23 protein-coding genes are annotated in these 23,117 nt (G+C 52.4%); 18 read left to right on the plus strand and 5 right to left on the minus strand.

All coding sequences use genetic code 11. From position 1 onward, the window contains the following. The 13 genes from narH to KJY73_RS07465 all read left to right on the plus strand — a co-directional run bounded on the left by narH (position 1) and on the right by KJY73_RS07465 (position 12,669). On the plus strand, positions 1–1,530 hold the full coding sequence (narH, locus tag KJY73_RS07405) for a nitrate reductase subunit beta (RefSeq protein WP_214342168.1): 1,530 nt from the start codon (positions 1–3) through the stop codon (positions 1,528–1,530). Positions 1,531–1,533: 3 nt separating this feature from the next. After that, positions 1,534–2,259, plus strand: a complete 726-nt coding sequence (gene narJ, locus KJY73_RS07410; RefSeq protein WP_214342171.1) for a nitrate reductase molybdenum cofactor assembly chaperone — start codon at positions 1,534–1,536, stop codon at positions 2,257–2,259. Between the two features lie 10 nt (positions 2,260–2,269). Then, the gene (narI, locus tag KJY73_RS07415) at positions 2,270–2,950 is read left to right on the plus strand and encodes a respiratory nitrate reductase subunit gamma (protein ID WP_214342174.1); all 681 of its coding nucleotides are present in this window, start codon (positions 2,270–2,272) and stop codon (positions 2,948–2,950) included. 46 nt (positions 2,951–2,996) lie between these two features. Beyond that, positions 2,997–3,794 (plus strand): peptidylprolyl isomerase, encoded by a 798-nt coding sequence (locus tag KJY73_RS07420; RefSeq protein WP_232848419.1) that lies wholly within the window; start codon positions 2,997–2,999, stop codon positions 3,792–3,794. 27 nt (positions 3,795–3,821) lie between these two features. After that, positions 3,822–4,160, plus strand: a complete 339-nt coding sequence (locus tag KJY73_RS07425; protein WP_214342177.1) for a hypothetical protein — start codon at positions 3,822–3,824, stop codon at positions 4,158–4,160. A 169-nt stretch (positions 4,161–4,329) separates the two neighbouring features. Then, a complete protein-coding gene (gene nosR / locus KJY73_RS07430) occupies positions 4,330–6,549 on the plus strand; it encodes a transcriptional regulator NosR (protein WP_214342180.1) in 2,220 nt (739 codons plus the stop codon). A gap of 23 nt (positions 6,550–6,572) precedes the next feature. Continuing rightward, positions 6,573–8,480: a TAT-dependent nitrous-oxide reductase gene (gene nosZ, locus KJY73_RS07435; protein WP_214342182.1), complete on the plus strand. Its 1,908-nt coding sequence runs from the start codon at positions 6,573–6,575 to the stop codon at positions 8,478–8,480. Between the two features lie 38 nt (positions 8,481–8,518). Then, positions 8,519–9,796 carry a nitrous oxide reductase family maturation protein NosD gene (locus tag KJY73_RS07440; protein ID WP_214342185.1) on the plus strand — a complete coding sequence of 426 codons (1,278 nt, stop codon included), beginning with the start codon at positions 8,519–8,521 and terminating at the stop codon, positions 9,794–9,796. Next, on the plus strand, positions 9,796–10,713 hold the full coding sequence (locus KJY73_RS07445; RefSeq protein WP_214342189.1) for an ABC transporter ATP-binding protein: 918 nt from the start codon (positions 9,796–9,798) through the stop codon (positions 10,711–10,713). Before KJY73_RS07440 ends, KJY73_RS07445 begins: the two co-directional genes overlap by 1 nt. Continuing rightward, positions 10,710–11,540, plus strand: a complete 831-nt coding sequence (locus KJY73_RS07450) for an ABC transporter permease (protein ID WP_214342203.1) — start codon at positions 10,710–10,712, stop codon at positions 11,538–11,540. Before KJY73_RS07445 ends, KJY73_RS07450 begins: the two co-directional genes overlap by 4 nt. 22 nt (positions 11,541–11,562) lie before the next feature. Beyond that, a complete protein-coding gene (locus KJY73_RS07455; protein WP_214342206.1) occupies positions 11,563–12,084 on the plus strand; it encodes a nitrous oxide reductase accessory protein NosL in 522 nt (173 codons plus the stop codon). An 8-nt stretch (positions 12,085–12,092) separates the two neighbouring features. Further along, the gene (tatA, locus tag KJY73_RS07460; RefSeq protein WP_206596024.1) at positions 12,093–12,245 is read left to right on the plus strand and encodes a twin-arginine translocase TatA/TatE family subunit; all 153 of its coding nucleotides are present in this window, start codon (positions 12,093–12,095) and stop codon (positions 12,243–12,245) included. A gap of 100 nt (positions 12,246–12,345) precedes the next feature. After that, positions 12,346–12,669, plus strand: a complete 324-nt coding sequence (locus KJY73_RS07465; RefSeq protein WP_214342208.1) for a c-type cytochrome — start codon at positions 12,346–12,348, stop codon at positions 12,667–12,669. A gap of 31 nt (positions 12,670–12,700) precedes the next feature. Here KJY73_RS07465 and KJY73_RS07470 read toward each other — a convergent pair whose 3' ends face one another. Together KJY73_RS07470 and KJY73_RS07475 are read right to left on the minus strand one after the other, a co-directional pair. Then, positions 12,701–13,165 carry a ribonucleotide reductase subunit alpha gene (locus tag KJY73_RS07470; RefSeq protein ID WP_332874165.1) on the minus strand — a complete coding sequence of 155 codons (465 nt, stop codon included), beginning with the start codon at positions 13,163–13,165 and terminating at the stop codon, positions 12,701–12,703. A gap of 51 nt (positions 13,166–13,216) precedes the next feature. Beyond that, positions 13,217–14,416, minus strand: a complete 1,200-nt coding sequence (locus KJY73_RS07475) for an HPP family protein (RefSeq protein WP_214342211.1) — start codon at positions 14,414–14,416, stop codon at positions 13,217–13,219. A 213-nt stretch (positions 14,417–14,629) separates the two neighbouring features. On the opposite strand from KJY73_RS07475, the gene nrdG reads away from it, so the two are divergent. Together nrdG and nrdD are read left to right on the plus strand one after the other, a co-directional pair. Further along, the gene (nrdG, locus tag KJY73_RS07480) at positions 14,630–15,121 is read left to right on the plus strand and encodes an anaerobic ribonucleoside-triphosphate reductase activating protein (protein WP_214342214.1); all 492 of its coding nucleotides are present in this window, start codon (positions 14,630–14,632) and stop codon (positions 15,119–15,121) included. Beyond that, entirely contained in the window at positions 15,108–16,889 is a 1,782-nt protein-coding gene (nrdD, locus tag KJY73_RS07485) for an anaerobic ribonucleoside-triphosphate reductase (protein ID WP_214342217.1), read from the plus strand. Before nrdG ends, nrdD begins: the two co-directional genes overlap by 14 nt. Positions 16,890–16,893: 4 nt before the next feature. Here nrdD and KJY73_RS07490 read toward each other — a convergent pair whose 3' ends face one another. From KJY73_RS07490 to ubiT, 3 genes are read right to left on the minus strand one after another with little or no spacing between them, the layout of a single operon-like run. Beyond that, positions 16,894–17,307, minus strand: a complete 414-nt coding sequence (locus tag KJY73_RS07490) for a bacteriohemerythrin (RefSeq protein ID WP_214342220.1) — start codon at positions 17,305–17,307, stop codon at positions 16,894–16,896. Further along, positions 17,304–17,729: a hemerythrin domain-containing protein gene (locus tag KJY73_RS07495; RefSeq protein WP_214342223.1), complete on the minus strand. Its 426-nt coding sequence runs from the start codon at positions 17,727–17,729 to the stop codon at positions 17,304–17,306. Before KJY73_RS07495 ends, KJY73_RS07490 begins: the two co-directional genes overlap by 4 nt. A gap of 7 nt (positions 17,730–17,736) precedes the next feature. Beyond that, positions 17,737–18,213: a ubiquinone anaerobic biosynthesis accessory factor UbiT gene (gene ubiT, locus KJY73_RS07500; protein WP_214342226.1), complete on the minus strand. Its 477-nt coding sequence runs from the start codon at positions 18,211–18,213 to the stop codon at positions 17,737–17,739. A 235-nt stretch (positions 18,214–18,448) separates the two neighbouring features. On the opposite strand from ubiT, the gene ubiU reads away from it, so the two are divergent. The 3 genes from ubiU to KJY73_RS07515 all read left to right on the plus strand — a co-directional run bounded on the left by ubiU (position 18,449) and on the right by KJY73_RS07515 (position 23,112). Continuing rightward, entirely contained in the window at positions 18,449–19,444 is a 996-nt protein-coding gene (ubiU, locus tag KJY73_RS07505) for a ubiquinone anaerobic biosynthesis protein UbiU (RefSeq protein WP_214342229.1), read from the plus strand. Positions 19,445–19,447: 3 nt separating this feature from the next. Beyond that, positions 19,448–20,332, plus strand: coding sequence for a U32 family peptidase (locus tag KJY73_RS07510; protein ID WP_214342232.1), 885 nt, complete (start codon positions 19,448–19,450; stop codon positions 20,330–20,332). Positions 20,333–20,448: 116 nt separating this feature from the next. Further along, the gene (locus KJY73_RS07515; RefSeq protein WP_214342235.1) at positions 20,449–23,112 is read left to right on the plus strand and encodes a nitrate/nitrite transporter; all 2,664 of its coding nucleotides are present in this window, start codon (positions 20,449–20,451) and stop codon (positions 23,110–23,112) included. Positions 23,113–23,117: the final 5 nt, after the last annotated feature.

Below are 23,117 nucleotides of genomic sequence, written 5' to 3' on the forward strand. Positions count from 1 at the left end.
ATGAAAGTCAGAGCGCAAATAGGCATGGTACTGAACCTGGACAAATGCATTGGCTGTCACACTTGTTCGGTTACCTGTAAAAACGTCTGGACCTCCCGTGAGGGGATGGAATATGCCTGGTTTAATAACGTTGAAACCAAACCTGGCATCGGTTATCCCAAGGAATGGGAAAACCAGGAAAAATGGAACGGCGGCTGGATCCGTAGCAAAAACGGCAAGCTGGAGCCCAAGCAGGGCGGCAAGCGCCGCATTCTGGCCAACATTTTTGCCAACCCGGATCTGCCGGATATCGACGATTATTACGAACCTTTTGATTTTGATTACCAGCATCTGCACCGCGCCGGGGAAAGTAAACACCAGCCGGTGGCCAGACCCCGTTCATTAATCAGCGGGCAGCGTATGGAGAAAATCGAGTGGGGGCCGAATTGGGAGGAGATCCTCGGTACCGAATTTAGTAAACGCCGTAAGGACAAAAACTTCGATAAGGTGCAGGCCGACATTTATGGCCAGTTTGAAAACACCTTTATGATGTACCTGCCACGTTTATGTGAACACTGCCTGAATCCGGCCTGTGTGGCATCTTGTCCCAGCGGCGCCATCTACAAACGCGAAGAAGACGGCATTGTGCTGATTGACCAGGATAAATGTCGCGGTTGGCGTATGTGCGTATCGGGTTGTCCGTACAAGAAAATCTACTACAACTGGAAAACCGGCAAATCAGAGAAGTGTATTTTCTGCTACCCGCGTATTGAGGTGGGCCAACCCACCGTTTGCTCGGAAACCTGTGTGGGCCGTATCCGGTATTTGGGTGTACTGCTGTACGACGCCGATAAGATAGCCGATGCTGCATCGGTACCTAATGATCAGGACTTGTACCAGGCGCAGTGCGATATCTTCCTGGATCCATTCAACAAAGACGTACAAGCCGCTGCAAAACGTGAGGGGATCCCAGATGCCTGGCTGGAAGCCGCGCAGCAATCACCGGTCTACAAAATGGCCATGGAGTGGAAGGTTGCCCTGCCTTTGCACCCTGAATACCGTACCTTACCTATGGTTTGGTATGTACCGCCTCTGTCACCTATTCAAACGGCGATAGAGTCAGGGCATGTGGGCATGAATGGCGTTATCCCTGATCTTAAATCCTTGCGCATTCCGCTTAAATACCTGGCTAACCTGCTCACCGCGGGTGACGAGAAACCCGTGATCCGCGCCCTTGAACGGATGCTGGCGATGCGTGCTTATAAACGAGCCCAGCAGGTTGAAGGGGTAAAAGATGATGAAGTCATTGCTGCTGCCGGATTACATGATTGGCAGGTGGAGGAAATGTACCGGGTGATGGCGCTGGCCAATTATGAAGACCGCTTTGTCATTCCCACCAGTCATACCGCCTATGCCCAAGACGCTTACGACATGAAGAGCGGTTGTGGTTTCAGCTTTGGCAACGGCTGTGGCAGTTCTTCCGAGGTGAACTTGTTTGGGACTAAGAGCCAGACCGTCCGCCAGGTTATCCCCGTTGAGATTCAGGAGTAGGCCATGAAAATACTGACGTTACTGGCCAGATTACTGGATTACCCGCAGGCCGGCTTGCTGGCCGCCCGGGACGAGGCCTTAGAGGTGATTGCCAGCGCCGACTTAACCGCTAGCACACAGCAGGCGTTAAGCCAGTTTGTATTACGACACATGGACGGCGACCTATTGGACTGGCAAGAGGAATACGACGGTTTGTTTGAACGAGGGCGGTCGCTGTCCTTACTGATTTTCGAGCATATTCATGGTGAATCCCGCGACCGCGGGCAGGCCATGGTGGAATTGGTGGCGCAGTATCGCCAGGCCGGGCTTGAAATTGCTGAACATGAGTTGCCCGATTATCTGCCTTTGTACCTGGAATTTGCGGCTACCCAGCAGCATCAGGCCACCGGCTGGATTGCCGATATTGCCCCGGTGCTTGGGTTGCTGGCGGTACGTTTGCAAAAACGTCGTTCGGATTATGCCGTGCTCTGTGAAGCCTTGCTGGAAGTCAGTCAGGTGTCTTTGGATCTGGATGCCTTGCAAGTGCAGATCGCCTCTGAGCAGGCTGACCATACGCCTAAGGCGCTGGATAAGGTATGGGAGGAAGAGGCGGTGACTTTTGGTGGTGATGCCGTTAATGGCGGTTGTCCCAGCCAATTGAACCGGCCCGAGTCCGGCCAGCGCCGTGACCAGCATGTGCCCATCGAATTTGTGGATGCAGCCAGTGGCGATAGCGCCCGGCTGAACTGAGGAGCGGATTATGTCGTTTATCAATCATTTGCTGTTTGGAATTTATCCTTACATTGCGCTGGCGGTGTTTGTACTGGGTAGTCTTATCCGTTACGACCGCGAGCCCTATAGCTGGAAAACCGGCTCCAGTCAGATGCTGGAAAGTAAACAACTACGCAAAGGCAGTTTTGCCTTTCATATCGGCATCCTGGCGATTCTGGCTGGCCATTTTGTTGGCTTGCTGACCCCTCACCAGGTGTGGGATGCACTGGGTATTTCCCCGGCAACCAAGCAGTTGGTCGCCATGGGAGCAGGGGGCCTGTTCGGGCTGATATGTTTGTACGGCATGACGATTCTGCTTAAGCGCCGGTTACATAATCCGCGTATCCGTGCCACTAGTACTCGCATGGACATACTGATCCTGGTTCTACTCTATGCGCAGTTAATTCTTGGCCTGCTGAGTATTCCGTTTTCCATGGGCCACCTGGATGGCTCGGAAATGCTTAAGCTGATGGCCTGGGCGCAAAATACTGTGACTTTCAATGCGCAGGCAGCATCTCTGGCCATTGCTGACGTGGGCTTGATTTACAAGCTGCATGTGCTGCTGGGTATGACCTTGTTTCTGTTGTTCCCGTTTAGCCGTTTGGTGCATATCTGGAGCGTGCCGGTGAAGTACATGCGCCGCAATTACCAGGTCGTGCGTCAGCGTTAGTTTCACTCAGCAGACACAAGGATGTGTCCTTTTTCACAGGTGAGAAATGATGGTTATAAGTGATATTCCATCCGTGACGGTGAATCAGCAGGTTATCAGCGCCGAGCAAATCAGTGCTGAAATGCAGTATCACCCGGCTGCCAGTCGCCGTGAAGCGGCGGTTAAATCTGCGCAGGCCCTGATTATTAACGAAGTAGTGCGACAACGTGCGGTGGCGCTCGGACTATATGCAGGCGAGGGCCCCCTTGATGGTCAGCAGGAACAATGGGTGATAGACAAACTGCTGGCCGCCGAATGTCCGCCGGCTCAGGCCAGCACTGCCGAGTGTCGTCAGTATTTTGAGGCCAATCGTGGCAAATTTGCCACTGCGCCATTGCTGGAAGTCAGGCATATTCTGCTGGCTGGCGATCCTCGTGACTTGCAGGAAAGGGACAGAGCCAGGCAACTGGCCGAGCAAATATTGCAAAGTCTGGGCAATGGCGAAGGGGATTTTGCCAGTCTGGCGTCAGCGTACTCCAACTGTCCGTCGGCCAGGCTGGGGGGGAACCTTGGCCAAATCAGCAAAGGTCAGACCGTACCAGAGTTTGAGCGCCAGCTGTTTGGTGCAGCCCAAGGCATCATGGCTAAACCGGTGGAAAGTCGCTATGGCTTTCATGTGGTTGAGGTGGTCAGACGGGTAAAGGGAAATCCTTTGCCCTTTGAGCAAGTACGGGCTGACATTCAAAGCTACCTGGATACTAAAGTCAGGCGCAAAGCCAGTGCTCAGTATATTACCAGGCTGCTCAGCGAATCGGATATTCAGGGCTTTGATTTTGGCCTGGATGGTTCGCCGCTAATGCAATAACCACCCCAGATAGCCTTGCACCTGGATATGCAGAATAATCCCTTCACCGCCAAGTGGTCTGCACAAGGTCATACCTTGTGCCTGGGCCACTGGATTATTCATTATCAGGGCTTACCCCTGAATCTGCCTGATAGCAAGGCTGAAAACGATATGGATACCCGTGGTAATTTCAGTTACCTCTTCCCTGATGAAGACGACTTTGTTGAAGGCACAGCCGAAGATGAGTGGATAGTGGCCAATGTTGATTGGCTGGCGGAGGTATTTGAGCAACATCAGGTTCCTCTGGACGAGCCGCATCTGCGCTGGTTTTATCGTGCCGTGAACGCGGCAGACTGGCGCTGTGGCAGCTGTGGAGGCTGCATTTAACGCCTGATTAGACCCAGCAAAGCTGTATTCCCCTCTGTTGCCAACTGCCAACTAGCCCTTTTCCCCCCCTTGGCTAACCACTAAGGGGTATTTCAGCGCCCCCCAGTCAGGGCCAAAATAACCCTATCCATCAATGCCTTGGAACATTTGTTCAAAGCGGAGAAGAAACATGAAGCCTATCCGGCAATGGCCAATAATTAACAGTTGTTATTGGTGCTGTCTTGCTGTTTGGCTGCACCTTGCAGTCTTGTGCCTACCTTTTGCGGCCCATGCCGCTTCATTTGACGATATCGGTTGGCAGCGTGTCAGCCAACTGTTCCCAACAGCTACCCGTTGGTCTGAGCCCGAGGGCGAGTATCAGGTTCGTCGTCTGTTGGCCGGTGACAGCTTAGTGGGGTATCAGTTCCAAAGCCTGCAGGTGGTGGATATTCCGGCCTATTCAGGTAAGCCCATTAATCTGCAAATACTCCTGGATACCGATGGGCGCATAGCCGATGCCTATGTGTTAGAGCATCACGAGCCGATTTTACTGGTGGGGATCCCCGAGCAAAAGCTGCATGACTTTAGCGCCAAATATCAGGGCGTTATGGCTGACCAGCGTGTGGTGGTGGGCAATACCTCAGATCCTGAGGCTGTCACTGTGGACGCGGTAACTGGTGCCACAGTGACTGTGATGGTGGTCAACGAAGTCATCATGCGTTCCGCCCATGAAGTGGCGGTGTCTTTGGGGCTTATCGAGGATGTCAGTAATCGCCCCCACGCCCCTGCGGTGGTGAAAACGGATGGGTTTACTGAGGCCGACTGGCAAAGCCTAACTGGCGATGGATCGGTGCGGCGCTTACACCTGACCTGGGAGCAGGTTGATAACGCCTTTGCTGATATTGCAGATAAAAACCCACAAGGGCACAGACAAGGCCGTGGGGAAGGACAGCATCAGCGTAGGCAGGGAGGTGAAGGCAAACAAGGCACTTTTATCGATTTGTATGTCGCGCAATTGGATCCCCCCAGTATAGGTCGCAACCTGTTGGGTGAGCGTCAATATGCTTACCTGCAGGAGAATTTAAAAGACGGCGAGTTTGCCATTGCGGTGCTGGCCAGTGGCGATTATTCCTTTAAAGGCTCCGGCTATGTGCGCGGCGGTATTTTTGACCGCATCCAGTTGCGTCAGTTTGGTGACATCATCAGTTTTCGCGATTTAGACCAGCAAAGGTTGTCGGATCTTTATATTGACGGGTTACCTGAACTGAGTGAGATGTCCATTTTCACCATCCGTGACCATCATCAATTCGACCCCGGTTCGCCCTGGAGTCTGGAGCTGTTAGTACGGCGTCAAACCGGTCCGGTGGATGGGGTGTTTACCAGCTTTGAACTGGGCTATCAGCTACCCGAGCGCTATGTTGAGCGTCCAGCTCCTAGTGCAGAGCAATTGGCGGCTATTGAAGCGGCAAACCGTCCCATGTGGGTCAACATCTGGTATCAGAAGAGCTTCCAAATTGGCGTGGTACTGATTGCCCTGTTGGTACTGATGGTGATCTTGTTCCTGCAGGACAAGTTCACGCAAAAGCCGCAATTCTTACATTGGTTGCGTCGGGGCTACCTGGTGTTCACTGTGGTGTTTATCGGCTGGTACGCACTGGGGCAACTGTCGGTGGTGAACGTGCTGACCTTTGTCCACGCCATGATGCAGGATTTTCGCTGGGAGCTGTTCCTGATTGACCCAGTGATCTTCATTCTATGGACCTTCACGGCCGCCTGCATATTGCTCTGGGGTCGCGGGGTGTTCTGCGGTTGGTTGTGTCCCTTCGGTGCTCTGCAGGAGCTGATAAACGAAGGGGCACGTAAGCTGAAAATCCCTCAGTTTGAACTGCCGTTTGCCGTGCATGAGCGACTCTGGGCCATCAAGTACATTATTTTGTTGCTGTTGTTCGGTATTTCGCTGGAATCCCTGGCCACTGCCGAGCGTTTTGCTGAAGTTGAGCCCTTCAAGACCGCTATAACCTTGAAGTTCGACCGTCAGTGGTGGTTTGTGTTGTATGCCGTCATCCTGCTGATTATCAATATTTTCACCCGCAAGGTTTACTGCCGCTACATCTGCCCATTGGGTGCGGCGCTGGCCATTCCTACCAAGCTGAAGTTGTTTGATTGGCTGAAGCGTCGCAAAGACTGCGGTAACCCCTGCAAGCTGTGCGCTATCGAATGTGAAATCCAGGCCATTCATCCTGACGGGCATATAGACCACAACGAGTGTCATTACTGCCTGGATTGCCAAATGACCTATCACAACGAACGTAAATGCCCGCCTCTGGTCGCGAAGAACAAGAAACGTCAGCGCGCTGCCAAACAGGAGGCGGGGCAAATCCCGGTCGTTCAGATTGAATCACAAGCTTAACCCTGTTTCTAAAGGAGACAACCATGACAAGTAATAAAGACAACGACAAGCAAGGTATGAGCCGCCGCAGCTTTTTAGGTGCGACCGCCATGACTGGGGCCGGTGCCGCCGTGTTGGGGGCAGTGGGTATTGGTTCAACGGTTATGAGCAAGGAAAGCTGGGCAGCGGCGGTAAAGGACGCCAAGCAAAAAGCCCATGTTGCGCCCGGTGAACTGGATGAATATTACGGATTCTGGAGCGGTGGCCACCAGGGCGAAGTGAGAGTTTTGGGTATTCCGTCCATGCGAGAGCTGATGCGCATTCCGGTGTTCAATATTGACTCCGCCACTGGTTGGGGCATTACCAATGAAAGTAAGGCCATTATGGGTGAGAGCGCCAAGTTCTTAAACGGCGACTGTCACCACCCGCATATTTCCATGACCGATGGCCAATATGATGGTAAGTATTTGTTTATCAACGATAAGGCCAATAGTCGTGTAGCACGTATCCGTTTGGATATTATGAAGTGCGATAAGATGCTGACGGTACCTAATGTGCAGGCAATTCATGGCTTGAGGCTGCAAAAAATGCCCCATACCAAATATGTGTTTGCCAATGCTGAGTTTGTTATCCCGCATCCCAACGACGGCAAGCACTTCGACCTGCAGGCCGACTATAGCTACACCATGTTTAACGTAATTGATGCGGAAAAGATGGAAGTGGCGTTTCAGGTCATGGTAGACGGCAACCTGGATAACTGTGACGCCGATTACAGTGGTAAGTATGCCGCTTCCACCTGCTATAACTCAGAAAAAGCCTATGATCTGGGCGGTATGATGCGTAACGAGCGCGACTGGGTCGTAGTGTTCAATATTCCGGCCATTGAAAAAGCGGTGAAAGCCGGAAAATTTGTCACCCTGGGTGACTCCAAGGTGCCTGTGGTAGACGGACGTAAAAAAGACGGCAAGGACAGTCCTTTTACCCGCTATGTACCAGTGCCGAAAAACCCCCACGGTCTGAACACCTCTCCGGATGGTAAGTTCTTTATCGCCAACGGCAAGCTGTCGCCGACCGTGACCATGATTGCCATTGATAAACTCGACGATCTGTTTGCCGGTAAGATAAGTGACCCTCGTGATACCGTGGCTGCCGAGCCTGAACTGGGCTTAGGGCCGCTGCATACCACCTTTGATGGACGCGGTAATGCATACACCACCTTGTTTATCGACAGTCAGGTGGTGAAATGGAATATGGCCGATGCCATCAAGGCTTACCAGGGACAGAATGTCAGCTACATCCGTCAGAAGCTGGACGTACAGTATCAGCCGGGACACAACCATGCCTCTTTGACCGAGACCCGCGATGCGGACGGTAAATGGCTGGTGGTATTGTGTAAGTTCTCCAAAGACCGCTTCCTGCTGACCGGTCCTTTGCATCCGGAGAACGACCAGCTTATCGACATTTCCGGTGAGGAAATGAAACTGGTGCATGACGGCCCGACTTATGCCGAGCCCCATGACTGTATTCTGGCTCGTCGTGACCAGATCCACCCGCGCAAGATTTGGGACCGTAATGACCCCTTCTTTGCCCCAACGGTGGAAATGGCCAAAAAAGACGGCATCAAACTGGAAACTGACAACAAGGTTATCCGTGACGGCAACAAGGTTCGTGTGTACATGACCTCTGTGGCACCGACTTACGGCATTACCGAGTTTAAGGTTAAGCAGGGTGATGAAGTGACTGTGGTGATCACCAACCTTGACCAGATAGAGGACGTATCGCACGGCTTCTGTATGACCAATCACGGTGTCAGCATGGAAATCAGTCCTCAGCAAACGGCCTCTGTTACTTTTGTGGCGGACAAGCCCGGCATGCATTGGTACTACTGCAACTGGTTCTGCCATGCCCTGCATATGGAAATGGTCGGCCGTATGTTGGTTGAGCCTGCGTAACAATGGGAGCCGGTGGGGTGACTCACCGGCCTTTTGCTATGAACAGACGTAAAGCGTTATTGGCAGTTTGTGTACTCGGGCTTAGTTTAAGTACGCCTTTGTCGGCAGTGCAGCAAGCCAGCGAGTCCTTGCCACTGGTTGCTACAGATGAGGGTGTTTGGATATTGCCCGCGGGTGTGTATAGCGGCAATTTTCAGATCGTGCAAAGCCAGGTTGTTCAGTGTCAGCCCGGCGCAATTCTGGATGCACAGGGGCAAGGCCATGTACTGGAAATCCGTGCCGCCAATGTCACCCTTAAGGGTTGTGAACTGCGCGGTGGTGGCCGTGACTTGACCGCTATGCACTCCGCCATCTTTGTTCACCCACAAGCCCAGGGTACGGTAATCCAAGGCAACCGAATCAATACCCCCGGATTTGGTATTTGGGTGGATGGTGCGCCGCAGGTGCAGATTCTGGACAACCATATCAAGGGTGATACCAGCTTACGCTCTCAGGACAGAGGCAATGGGATCCACTTGTATGCCGTACGTGACGCCAAGGTGATAGGTAATGAAGTACGGGACGGACGAGACGGAATTTACATTGATACATCCAATCACAACCTGCTGGAACATAACCTGCTGGAAGACGTGCGCTACGGCATCCATTACATGTTTTCCCATAATAATCAGGTGATTGCGAATGTCACCCGGCGCACCCGTACCGGTTATGCGCTGATGCAAAGCCGTCAGCTAACCGTTATCGATAACCGCTCCGAGGATGACCAGAACTACGGCATCCTGATGAATTACATTACCTACTCAACACTATCCGGCAATTATGTCAGCGGGGTGAAAAGCGGTAGTACCGGCGACAGCATGATTCAGGGGGCCGAAGGCAAGGCACTGTTTATCTACAACTCGGTATTTAACCGTATTACCGACAATTATTTTGCCCACAGTGCCCTTGGCATTCATCTGACCGCAGGCTCAGAAGACAACCAGCTCAGCGGTAATCGCTTTGTGGCCAATCGCCAGCAAGTGAAATATGTGGCGACCCGTACTCAGGAATGGTCGCTGGATGGCCGGGGTAACTATTGGAGCGATTATCTGGGTTGGGATCGCAATGCCGACGGTATTGGCGATGTGCTCTACGAGCCAAATGACAATATTGACCGTCTGGTCTGGATGTATCCGCAAATGAAGCTATTGATGCACAGCCCCGCCGTGGAGCTGCTGCGCTGGGTGCAGCAGATGTTCCCGGTGATTAAGTCTCCTGGTGTCAGAGACAGTTATCCGCTGATGTCTGCCACACCAGAAAAACAGGATAAAGGCTAATGAAACTGGTTGAGTTACACAGTGTTCGCCATTGTTATGGGAAGTTGCAAGCCCTGCATGATTTGACCTTAAGCCTTAACGAAGGCGAAGTGTTAGGGCTGTTTGGGCATAACGGTGCAGGCAAAACCACCACCATGAAGCTTATTTTGGGGCTATTGCGTCCCAGTGCCGGGCAAGTGAGTGTGTTTGGTGCCTCGCCACAGCAAGCTAAGGTGCGACAGCAGTTAGGCTATCTGCCGGAGAATGTGTCTTTTTATCCACAGTTAACCGGGCTGGAAACCCTGCGCTACTTCGCCCGGCTTAAGTCCGCGCCGTCTGCGCAGGTTGAGGCCTTGCTCGAACAGGTAGGATTGGCCCAGGCCTGTAAACGTAAAGTGAAAACCTATTCCAAGGGCATGCGTCAGCGACTAGGGCTGGCGCAGGCATTGCTGGGAAAACCCCGCTTGTTGCTGCTAGATGAGCCCACGGTGGGCCTGGACCCTATCGCCACCCGTGAGTTGTACGCCATGATCGAGCAATTACGTGAAGGGGGAACGGCAGTGATTCTGTGCTCCCATGTGCTAGCTGGTGTGGAAGCCTTTATCGACCGTGCGGCGATTATGGCTGGCGGTTGCTTACAGGCTGAAGGCACACTGAGCGAGCTGCGCAGCCAAGTGGGTTTGCCCAGTCTGATTAGAGTCAATGGCCTGCTACAGGCCAGTCATTGGCAGGCACAACTTAACAGTAAAGGTTTTCAGGCTCGTCTGGTGGGGCAGGATAACCTTGAAGTGGCCACCCATAACGGCGCCAAGCAACAGGTGCTGAAACTTCTGTTAGAGCAGGGCGATGCCGAGGATATCGAAGTGCGCCAGGCCAGCATGGAAGAGATATACAGCCATTTTATGACTCAGCCATCTGCTCATAGGAATGTGCCATGAAGAGCATTTTTTATATCGCGTTAAAAGAGTTGCAAGACGGCCTGCGCAATCGCTGGTTACTGGCCATCAGTTTGCTGTTTGTGATGCTGGCGGCGGGTATTGCCTGGTTTGGTGCGGCAGCCGCCGGTCAAGTGGGTTTTAGTTCCATCTCATCCACCATCGCCAGTCTGGCCAGCCTGGCCACTTTTATCATTCCGTTAATCGCCTTATTGCTGGCGTACGACGCTATTGTGGGGGAAGACGAGGGCGGCACCTTGCTGCTCCTGCTCACTTACCCCTTGGGCAAGCGTCAGTTATTACTGGGCAAGTTTGTTGGACAAGGCTTGATTTTGGCACTGGCCACCCTGATAGGCTTTGGTGGTGCGGCGCTGGCCATCGGCTTACTGGTGCCCGATATCGACAAGCTGCAATTATTTGTGGCCTTTGGTCGCTTTATCGCGTCAGCCATTTTGCTCGGCTGGGTGTTTATCGCCATGGCCTATGTGCTCAGTAGTCGGGCGCGAGAGAAATCCAGCGCCGCGGGTATGGCGCTGGGTATTTGGTTTTTGTTTGTGCTGGTGTTTGACCTGGCCTTATTGGCCCTGTTGGTGCTGAGTAAAGGCCAGCTTAACCCAGACTGGCTGCCCTGGTTATTACTGCTCAATCCCGCCGATATTTTCCGCCAACTGAATCTCAGTGGCCTGGATGGCTCCCTGCAGCTAAGCGGTGTGATGTCGCTGGGACAGGATTTGGCCGGTGCCAGTGGCACGTTATGGGCGGCACTACTTGGCTGGATGGTGCTTTGCCTGGTGCTGGCACAGCGCAGTTTTATGCGCAGATCGATTTAATCAAAGATGTAGGAGAAACACAGTGCGATTAGCAAATTTAGTCTGGTTGGTACCGGCCGTAACCCTGTTGCTCAGCGGTTGCGGTGATAAAGCCGCACAAAACGAGATGATGCAACCAACAGGGTTTCACAGTGATGATGAATGTCATGTGTGCGGCATGGTGATTACGCGCTTCCCAGGACCGAAGGGGCAGGCATTGGATGCTGCGGCGCAACAGGTAAGAAAATTTTGCTCAGCCTCTGAGATGCTGAGCTGGTGGATGCAACCTGAAAATCGTCAGGCCAATCTGACCTTGTATGTACACGATATGGGTAAAAGTCAGTGGGATAAACCTAATGACGCGCATCTTATCCCGGCTGCACAGGCATTTTATGTACCAGCGCCAGATTTGCCGGGTGCCATGGGCCTTTCGCTGGGCAGCTTTTCTGACAAGCAAGCGGCACAGCAATTTGCCGACGCGCAGGACAGTGAGGTGCTGACCTTGGATGAAATGGTCGCAAGACTTAGCGACGCGCATGGCTCCGCGCATCACGGCCATCATTAGGAGATTGTATGGGCATCAGTATTTGGCAGCTCGCCATTGTGCTGTTAATTGTGTTGCTGCTGTTCGGTAGCGGTAAATTGCGCCATATCGGCAGCGACCTGGGCGGTGCCATCAAAGGCTTTCGCCGGGCATCAAGCCTGGAGCACAAAGATCAGGAATAACGATTTACCCCTTTTGGGGTACTCACAAGGTCTTGCAGCGCAATGCAAGGCCTTGGCGTAGCATGTAGACAGTTAAGCCATAAAACATAGAGGTGTAGTAATGAAGAGAATTTTGTTAGGTGCAGCGTTGCTGGTATTGGGTAGTCAGACTGCTGTTGCGGCAGGTGATGCCGAAGCGGGAAAAGCCAAGTCTGGGATGTGTGTGGCCTGTCATGGTACTGATGGTAATAGTTTAGCGCCTATGTATCCAAATCTGGCCGGTCAGCACGCACAATATTTGGAAGGCGCCATTAAGGCTTATCGGGATGGCCAACGTACCGGAGGCACCTCTGCGATGATGGCGCCTATGGCGGCGAATCTGACCGATCAGGATGCAGCTGATCTGGCTGCCTATTTCAGCCAGCAAAAACTCAAGCAAAAATGATCCGATAGGGGGAGGCGGCGAAGGCCGCCCCTCAACCCGGCAGCAAGTTCAGGATCTTCCCTTGCCGACTAAAGGCCAAAAAGTCGGTGATCTGTCCGCTATTGATTTTGTTCATCATCAGATGCAAGGGTTGTGCTGCTTCATCGCTATTAGGAGCCTGTCCTGCGCGGCCTGCCAAGGCGGCCACAAAGGCGACATCCCAGCTGATGCCAGTATGCAATGACTCATCCACTAAGGTCTGAAAGGCAGGCACCTCATTGGGCAGCTTGTCCACACAGAGCACCGGATTTAAGGTGCCGCCGTCGCCTTGTTCAAATTGCTGCTTTTGTTTATCGGTATGGCCGGTAGGCAGCTCTGCCTTGGCAAACACAAATAACAAACGTTGTGGCTCTGGCTGCGATAGGGCCGCACTGATCAGGGCTGAGTAACTGTTAATCTGCATGACATTGTCTCTCGTCGGTGGAGACTGGCCAGTGTAACGCTGGTTGTTGTGCACAGCACTGCCCCCTAAGAGGCAGTGGCTTAACTCTTGTTAGGTAGTGCGTTGTTAGGCAACGGCCTGGCCTTGGCGACTGTTGGCATACAATGCGGCAATTAAGTCCGACTGTGTGACCATGCCCACCAATTGCTGGTTTGCGTCTAATACCGGGACCTGATGCAGTCCTTGCTCTGACAGTTTGGGGATAAGCTCGATGATATGTTCATCGTCGCGTATTGCGGTGACGGCGCTTCGCATTATATCCGCCACCTGCCTGCGATGATGCTTATGCCATTGACGTTTGGCGCTGCTGTGCAGGCTAAGGTTAATCATATGTCGCAGTAACCCCCAGTAGTGAGGCACGCTGATATCTTTCAAAAAGTCAGTGACCGACAGCATACCAATCAATTGTCTATTGTCGGTGACCACCGGCAGGGTGCGAATTTTATGCTTTTGCAACAGCCGCCAGGCCGTGGCCAGGGGTGTATCGGCTCTGACGCAGATAAGATCTTGCGACATAATATCCCGGCACAAAATAGCACCCAACTGGCGCTGGTAGGCGTGTAACTGCGCCTGTTGATATATCTGCTCAAGGTCGGTTTCGCTAACATCCACCACCGTTTTATAGTGGTTCAGGGCGTGCAGTAAATCCTCTGGTTGCAGACCAATGCGCTTCATCGGACTGACGTCTTTGTGCAGATGAACAGGATCGAAATTACGATGTTGACGCGGTTGTAGCAGACGATTTAGCAACAAGGCCATCATCAGCATCACCATGACATTTAGCGCGACCGGCAAAAACAAAAACTCATAGCCCAGCAGTTGCTCGCTTGAAGCAATAACCGGTACTAAGGCCGTAGCGCCGCCGGGTGGGTGCATACATTCAAACAAATACATGGCAAACAGCACCAAGGCGATAGTCACGGCGGCCATCACCGCCATATCGGTAAAAAGGTGTGAGCAAAGCAAACCAATGGCGGCGGAAATTAAGTGACCCGCAGCAAATGACCAGGGTTTGGCCAATGGACTGGAGGGCAGGCCGAACAGCAAAACCGCTGATGCCCCCATAGAGGCTAGCAGCACCACGGTACTGGCAGGATCCGCCAGGTGTTGGCTGCTAAAGGTAACAACAAACAGTGCGATACAGGCGGCACCTGCGACTTTGAGTCGCTGGGCGACAGGAATACTGGATAAGCGCTGGCTATCTGCTTTGATAATGCCCAGCCGCGTCAACAGCGGGCTAAAAATTTTGCGCAACATGGATTTCATAACACCACCCGGTGGCCCGCTATCCCGGCCGGTGGGTATGGCGGCGAGCAGGGCAAGCAACAGACGCGGCAGTGTACAAGGGCAAAGGGAGTAGTTCTTGGTTTATTTGGTTATAAGCTAAACCTTGGGTGTGTGATTTATTGATCCAGATCAAGGTGTATTTTGTGTCTGAGACTACCTTTAAACACAATATGTTGTGCCTTGGTGGGAAAAATGACACAAAATGTATGGTTAAAGCCGTTTAACAGCTTTCCTCCCCAAATTTGCTTTCAGGAAGTGCCGGATCAGGTATCACTGGCCTTTAGCGTAACAGGCTGTCCACTGCGGTGCAGTGGCTGTCACAGTCAGGATAGTTGGGACCCTAAGGTGGGCGAGGCGCTCACGCCGGCGCGCTTTCGTGTTTATCTTAGTCGCTATCAACATCTGATTGATTGTGTGCTGTTCTTCGGTGGTGAATGGCACCCCGATGCGCTGCAAACATTACTGGATATTGCCCATCAACAGGGCCTGAAAACCTGTTTGTATACCGGTATGGATAAAGTACCGGCACGTCTTACCCGCCGCCTGGATTATCTGAAAACCGGGCGCTGGCTTGCCAACCGGGGCGGTTTGTCCAGCCCCAACACCAATCAACGTTTCATGGAGCTTGCGTCAGGCAACCTCCTTAACTTTCGTTTTATGGAGAGAGATCATGCTGCAGCTTAATGATGAACAACTACAAGACAAGCTGGATTTTATCCAGGCTTACCAGCATGCCGTTAATGCGGCAGACGGTTCAAAACTGGATGCCAATGCCAATGTTACCCATAAGAACATCGCGACGCTGGAAGCCGAGCTGATGAAAGACTGTGTGATCCAGATAAATCGAGCCTTAGTGAAAAACAAAATTGCCGCCTTGTTCGGGGATGCATTAGGCGAAGAATACGTTCGCCAGATTGAGCAGCACGAGATTTATGTGCACGACGAAACCAGTCTTAAGCCTTATTGCACTTCCATTACTATGTACCCGTTTTTACTGGATGGCCTGACCAAGCTGGGGGGGGAGTCCAAAGCCCCGCAACATTTGGAGTCCTTCTGCGGCAGTTTCGTCAATCTGGTGTTTGCTATCAGCGCGCAATTTGCCGGGGCAGTGGCGACGGTGGAATTCTTGACTTATTTTGACTACTTTGCCCGTCGCGACTACGGCGAAAACTATCTGAGCACACACAGCAAAGCCATTGAAAACCACCTACAACATGTGGTCTATGCCCTGAACCAGCCAGCGGCAGCCAGGGGCTATCAGAGTGTTTTCTGGAACATATCTTTGTACGATCGCCATTATTTTGAGGCCATGTTCGGTCATTTTGTGTTTCCGGATATGACCGCACCCAGCTGGACATCGGTCAATGCCTTGCAAGGCTTTTTCCTCGATTGGTTTAATGCTGAGCGCAGTAAGGCTATTTTGACTTTTCCGGTGGTGACGGCCGCCATGCTGACGGAAAAAGGCAAGGTCAAGGATGAAACATTTGCCCGCTGCTGTGCCCGGAATATGAGTGAAGGCGGTTCATTCTTTATTTACCAGTCACAAAGTGCCGACTCGTTGGCCTCCTGCTGCCGGTTACGCAATGAAATAACCGACCATACCTTTTCTTATAGTTTGGGGGCCGGAGGGGTGGCCACAGGCTCAATCAATGTGATCACCCTGAATATGAACCGTCTTATTCAGGACGGTCGGGATTTGGCTCAGGAAGTTGAAAAGCTGCATAAATACCAAGTGGCCTATCGTCAATTAATGGAAGAGTATCATCAGGATGGCTTGCTGAGCGTCTACGATGCGGGTTTTATCAGCTTGGATAAACAGTTTTTGACTATAGGTATCAACGGCATGGTGGAAGCCGCCGAGTTTTTAGGTATAGAGGCTGGTATAAACCCTGATTATCAGGCATTTGTCGACAGCCAGTTACGGGTGATATACGAGGCAAACCGCCAGGCTCGTGAGACCTGGGGTTATTTGTTTAATACCGAGTTTGTGCCGGCTGAGAATCTGGGCATTAAAAATGCCAAATGGGACCGAAAAGACGGCTATTTTGTGCCCCGTGATTGCTACAACAGCTATTTCTATGCGGTGGAAGACGAGCGTATCAACCATTTGGATAAGTTTGTGCTGCACGGTGAGCAGATGACCCGTTATCTGGATGGTGGCTCGGCGCTGCATCTGAATCTGGAAGAGCGCTTAACGGAGGAAAACTTCCTTAAACTTTACAATATTGCGGCCCAAACCGGTTGTAATTACTTCTGTATCAACGTGCGTATTACCATATGCAACGCTTGTGAGCATATTGATAAGCGTACCTTGCAACATTGCAGTGCGTGCGGTACCACAGATGTTGATCACGGTACCCGGGTGATAGGTTACCTAAAGCGTGTGTCGGCGTTTAGTCAGGGGCGCCGGCATGAGCATGAGCTGCGCCACTATCATCGCCAATCGGCCTGAGGGATCAGGCCAGCTGCAGCTCCCGGTCTGAATTAAGAATATGGGAGCTGTACCACTCTGCCAACGAAGCCAATTGTTCATTAACCGACAGCGCGGACATATGAATATCTGACCCCAAGCGATCGATAAATGCTTGCATGGCTTGCAAGAAATGCTTGTGGTTAAGCTGATGCAGCCTTTGTTGTTGGTCGCAGAGTTTTTGCAGATAGGGCGTCTCGGTCAGAAAATGGCGCTGCGTTTGCTCCAGCAGGTTGGTCGCCAGCGGCAATACGCTAGGATTCGGCCAATTTTGCCGGATGGCGGCGTGCAGCAGATTGATAGTATCCAGCAACTGGCGATGCTGGTAGTCGATCTCAGGGATCCCTATGGGCATATTGACCTCACACCACAACACCAGGTGTGCGCGATCTTCCATCATGGATAAAGCTCCATTAGCACACGCGTCACGGCATCGGTATTGAGCATTTTGTCGCAAGTGGGGTAGAGCTCAAATTCATCATTTTCAATATGGTCAACCAGCATCAGCTCCAAGGTGCGGTCGTCCTCCAAACTATCAATGCGCTTGTCCAGCAGGTTCTCAATCCACTCTAACTGCTGACGCAACTGCTGGTGTTCCTGTTGTGCCTTGCTGATTAACTCAGGCGCGGCAGATGCCAATGCCAGCTCGGGAAGCAAGCGCTGCTCTTCATGACGTATATGTAATTCCAGCCCGGTTTTGAACTTATCGAACAGTTGTCTGGACATCACCGGATCGTCCTTTTTCAAGCGTCGATAGGCAATAAACAACAGCTCCAGCCCTTGCAAATTGGTATTGAACAGTTGGGTGATGATTTTTGACATAAATACCTCAGCGCAAAGATTGATAAGCACTGGCGTAATGGGCCAGAGGGGTACGTACATAGACCGGCAATTGGGTCAGCTCCAGGCTGTCGAGCAGATTTTTAAGGGCCAGACCCAATTCGGTGTCGCCACTGATGGACAGCTTGCGTTGAAAAAACAGGGTATCGGGATCCACCGCTTGACTGGCCATGAGCAGCAGGCTTTCTAGATCGCCACTGAAACATACCTGTGCCGGCCCATGCCTGTGTACCTGAATCTGTTGTTGAACAACTTGAAAATACCAACGTTGGTTGATATCGGTGATATGCACTTCTACACAGGCCGAGGCCATAAAGTCCAATTCACCCTCTATCAGCAGCGGCTTTAGCACTTGCGTGAACAAGCGCTCGGTGATTGCTCGTTGCAGCGCTACGGGGGTCAGCCCGAATAGCTGTAAGCCCGGTTTTAGTAACGTCGTGCCATATTGGCGTAGTAATGCATGCATGGTGTTTTCCGTGGTTATTCTGAGCCTTAAGACTACGCCGCCTTGGGCAGTAAAAATTAATCTACATCAAAGATGTGCAGAATGACGCTGGGCAGAATGGGTACTCCCAATGGTGGATAGCATTAAAAGTGCGGGGTCGTACACTCGGCCCCGGTCAAATGGCGGTTACAACCTGGTCAGTTAGATGAAGTTTGCGAGCACAAAGGCTGCAAGCTCTGGCCATTTTGGAGTATTTATGGAATTGCTTTGTCCCGCCGGCAGCATGCCGGCCCTGAAACGTGCCGTCGAGCAAGGGGCGGATGCGGTATATCTGGGTTTAAAGGATGATACCAATGCCAGGCATTTTGCCGGGTTAAACTTCACCGATGATAAGGTCGGACAGGCCGCCGATTTTTTGCATCATCATCAGCGTAAGCTGCATATTGCTATCAACACCTTTGCGCATCCGGATGGCTGGGAAAGATGGCGTTATGCTGTAGATATGGCAGTGAAAAATGGCGCAGATGTACTTATCGTCGCCGATCTTGCGGTCTTATCTTACATCAGCCAACAGTATCCTGATGTGGAGTTGCATTTATCTGTGCAAGCGTCAGCCACCAACACCGCGGCCATTACTTTCTATCAGCAACAATTTAATGTGCGCCGGGTGGTATTGCCAAGGGTGCTGTCTATTCATCAGGTTAAACAGTTGGCGCGTCAATGCTCGGTTGAACTGGAGGTGTTTGCCTTTGGCAGCTTGTGCATTATGGCCGAGGGGCGCTGTTATCTGTCGTCCTATATGACGGGAGAATCGCCTAACACCGCCGGGGCCTGCTCGCCCGCGGCCCATGTGCGTTGGCAGGAAACCTCGCAAGGGTTGGAGTCGCGCCTAAACGGGGTGCTGATTGACCGCTACGGCAAGCAGGAAAAAGCCGGTTACCCCACGCTATGTAAAGGACGTTTTGACGTGGATGGCCAGACCTATCATGCCCTGGAAGAGCCCACTAGTCTTAACACCCTCGACTTGTTGCCCGAGCTGGTTAATTGCGGGATCAAGGCGGTTAAAATTGAAGGCCGTCAGCGCAGCCCGGCTTATGTGCAGCAGGTAACGTCTGTATGGCGACAAGCCATTGACCGCTGTCTGCTTGACCCACAGCAATATCAGGTGTCCGCAGCCTGGCAGCAGCAATTGCAGGGACTGTCCGAAGGCAGTCAGACGTCACTCGGCGCTTATCACAGAAAATGGCAGTAAATTATGCAATACGCACTGGGACCTATTCTTTATTTCTGGCCTAAGGCCGATGTGGAAGCCTTTTATCAGGCGGCGCTTAGCAGTAGTGCCGATATTCTCTATCTGGGTGAAACCGTTTGCTCCAAACGTCGGGAGCTGCGCACCCGCGACTGGCTGGCATTGGCAAAAACCTTGGCCGGTAGCGGTAAACAAGTGGTGCTGTCTACCATGGCGCTGCTGGAAGCCCCCTCAGAGGTAACCACCCTGAAAAGCTATTGTGACAATGGCGAGATTCTTATTGAGGCCAATGACATGGGGGCTATTCAATTCCTTCGTGAAAACAACAAAGCTTTTGTGGCAGGTCCTGCCATCAACTGTTACAACCATTATGGACTGAAAACCTTGCTGGATATGGGCATGCAGCGCTGGGTGATGCCGGTTGAGCTGTCCCGGGATTGGCTGGTGAATATGCTGAATAAGGCAGAAGAGCTGGGCATAAGACAGCGCTTTGAGGTGGAGGTTTTTGCTTATGGCTATTTGCCTTTGGCTTATTCGGCACGCTGTTTTACTGCCCGCTCAGAAAACCGCCCCAAAGATGACTGTCAGCTTTGTTGCATCCATTATCCCAACGGCCGTCTGACTCGCAGTCAGGAAGGTCAGGCACTGTTCACCTTAAACGGTATTCAGACTCAATCCGGGCAGTGCTACAACCTGATAAATGATTTGTGCAGCATGCAAGGCCTGGTGGATATTGTGCGATTGAGTCCGCTGGGATTGGACACCCTGGACTGGCTTGAACAATTCAGGTGCAACGAACAAGGTCTACACCCGCAACAGGTAGCAAAAAGCTGCAACGGCTACTGGCACGCCATAGCCGGTATGCACACAACGTCCAGCAGCGCCTCCTGACCTAACCGGGCTACTCCTTGCGGGGTAGGGGGTAGCCTGCTTGCTGCCCCTTTGTCTGTATAGTGCCGCGGGCTCCCTATCTCTATGATCAAGAAGAGATAACCGGGAGTAATAACATGATTGAGGCAGGTACGGTTTCCCCCAAAGACCAACGTCACGCCCTGTGGCTGACCACGTTGGCCTTTACCCTTTGTTTTGCGGTCTGGACGCTGTTTTCCATTCTTGGCATTAAGATCAAGGATGAACTTGGCCTGACCGATACTGAACTGGGATTGCTGATGGCAACCCCCATTTTGACAGGCTCTATCAGTCGCTTGTTTCTAGGGCTGTTGACCGACAGATTCGGCGGTCGCTGGGTATTTGGGCTGTTAATGCTCACCACCGCGGCAGCGGTATTTATGCTCAGTCTGGCGGATAGCTATGTGCTACTGCTGTTGGGAGCACTCGGCATTGGATTAGCTGGCGGCGGTTTTATCGTCGGTGTTGCCTACCTTTCCAACTGGTATGAGGAAGGTAAACAAGGTACGGCCCTTGGTATTTTCGGGGCGGGCAATGTGGGGGCGGCGCTGACTAACTTTGCCGCACCATTTTTGCTGTTGGCGGTGGGCTGGCAAAGTACCGCACAGGTGTATGCTGCGGTGATGGCTGCCATGGGGCTTGGCTTTATTCTGTTTGCCAAGGCCGATCCCAGCCACAATCAGCGTCAACAAAGCGCAACCAGTCTGACGGCGCAATTGATGCCGCTGACCGAACTGCGGGTCTGGCGCTTCTCCTTGTATTACTTTTTTGTGTTTGGTGCATTTGTGGCCCTGGCGCTATGGCTGCCTCACTACCTGATGGAAGTTTACCATCTGGATCTGGCTACGGCCGGTATATTGGCGGCGCTATATACTATTCCCGCCTCATTGTTTCGCATCTTAGGTGGTTGGCTGTCTGACCGATACGGGGCAAGGAAGGTCATGTACTGGACGCTGATCGCCTCCGTCATTTGTACCTTTTTACTTAGCTATCCACCTACTGAGTATCAAGTGCAGGGGATCCGCGGTGAGTTGAGCTTTTCCTTGCATACCAGTCTGCCGATGTTTGTTCTGCTGACTTTTATACTGGGCTTTTTTATGTCCTTGGGTAAGGCCGCCGTGTTTAAACATATCCCGGTTTATTATCCCAAGCATGTCGGGGTAGTTGGTGGTGCCGTCGGCATGGTCGGTGGCTTGGGAGGATTCTTCCTGCCACTGACCTTTGGCATGTTAAACGACGTGGTGGGTATCTGGCAGAGCAGCTTTATGCTGTTGTTCCTGGTTTGCGCGCTGGCCTTGTGGTGGATGCATTTCGCCATTCGTCGCGCTGAACGTCGTGAGTGGCTGGCCGGTGAGGAAGTGACTGACCTGCCTGAAATGACCACAGACAGCTGGCTGCTGGAAGACTGGCGGCCAGAGGACAAAGGCTTCTGGCAGGACAAAGGGCGAGGTATTGCGACCCGTAATTTGTGGATTTCCATTCCCAACCTGTTCCTGGCCTTCGCGGTATGGTCCATCTGGAGCATTATGGTCGTGAAAATGCCCAAGCTGGGCTTTACCTACAGCCCCAATCAATTGTTCTGGCTGGCGGCTTTGCCCGCGTTATCGGGTGCCACCTTGCGCATTTTCTATGGGTTTATGGTGCCTATATTCGGCGGTCGGCGCTGGACCGCTATTTCCACAGCGTCACTTATCCTGCCTTGTTTGTGGATGGGGATCGCCTTACAAGATACCGATACCCCTTATCTGGTCATGTTGATCCTGGCACTGCTGTGCGGTTTAGGTGGTGGAAACTTCTCATCCAGTATGGCCAATATCAGCTTTTTCTATCCCAAGGCGGAGAAGGGCGCCGCACTGGGGTTGAATGCCGGATTGGGCAACCTTGGGGTGTCTGCCATGCAGCTGATCGGGCCGTTGGCGATTTCTGCCAGTCTGTTTGGTGAGATGGGCGGCGAGCCGCTGGTATTGCTAGACAGTACCGGTGCCAGCCATTCGCTGTGGCTGCAGAATGCGGCCTTTATCTGGATCCCTTTTATCCTGTTTGGCGCTATCGCGGCCTGGTTTGGCATGAATGATATTGCTGATGCCAAGGCGTCCTTCAAAGAACAAGCGGTGGTGTTTAAGCGCTCTGATACCTGGATCATGTGCTGGTTATATCTGGGCACCTTTGGCAGCTTTATCGGCTTTGCGGCCGGTTTTCCCCTGCTGTGTGGCTTGTTGTTCCCTGATGTAGACCCTGTTAAGTACGCCTTTATCGGCCCTTTGGCGGGTGCATTGGCCAGGCCATTTGGTGGCATCATCTCCGACCGCTTGGGTGGTGCTAAAGTGACCTTGTGGACCTTTGCCATCATGGCGTTAGGGGTGATGGCGGTGCTGCATTTCTTACCCGATGCGCAGCAAAGCGGCAGCTTTGTGGGCTTCTTTGCCTCTTTCATTGTGCTGTTTATTGCCAGCGGTATAGGTAATGGCTCGACCTTCAGGATGGTTCCACTGATTTTTCTGACGTTGCGAAGCCGCGCCCTGGGCGCCAGCGGCGCAAAACAGGCGGAAGTGGAAGGCAATCGTGAGAGTGCGGCGGTATTGGGCTTTATCTCGGCCATTGCGGCCTACGGTGGATTCTTTATCCCCAAGGCGTACGGTTCATCTATCGCTGCCACAGGTTCGGTGGCCATGGCCTTATACGGGTTTGTGGTGTTTTATATCAGCTGTGTGCTGATTACCTGGTGGTACTACGCCAGGAAGCAGGCTCCCATCCCTTGTTAATGGAG

The sequence above is a fragment of the Bowmanella yangjiangensis genome (genome assembly GCF_018531185.1).
GTDB classification, from domain to species: Bacteria; Pseudomonadota; Gammaproteobacteria; order Enterobacterales; family Alteromonadaceae; genus Bowmanella; species Bowmanella yangjiangensis.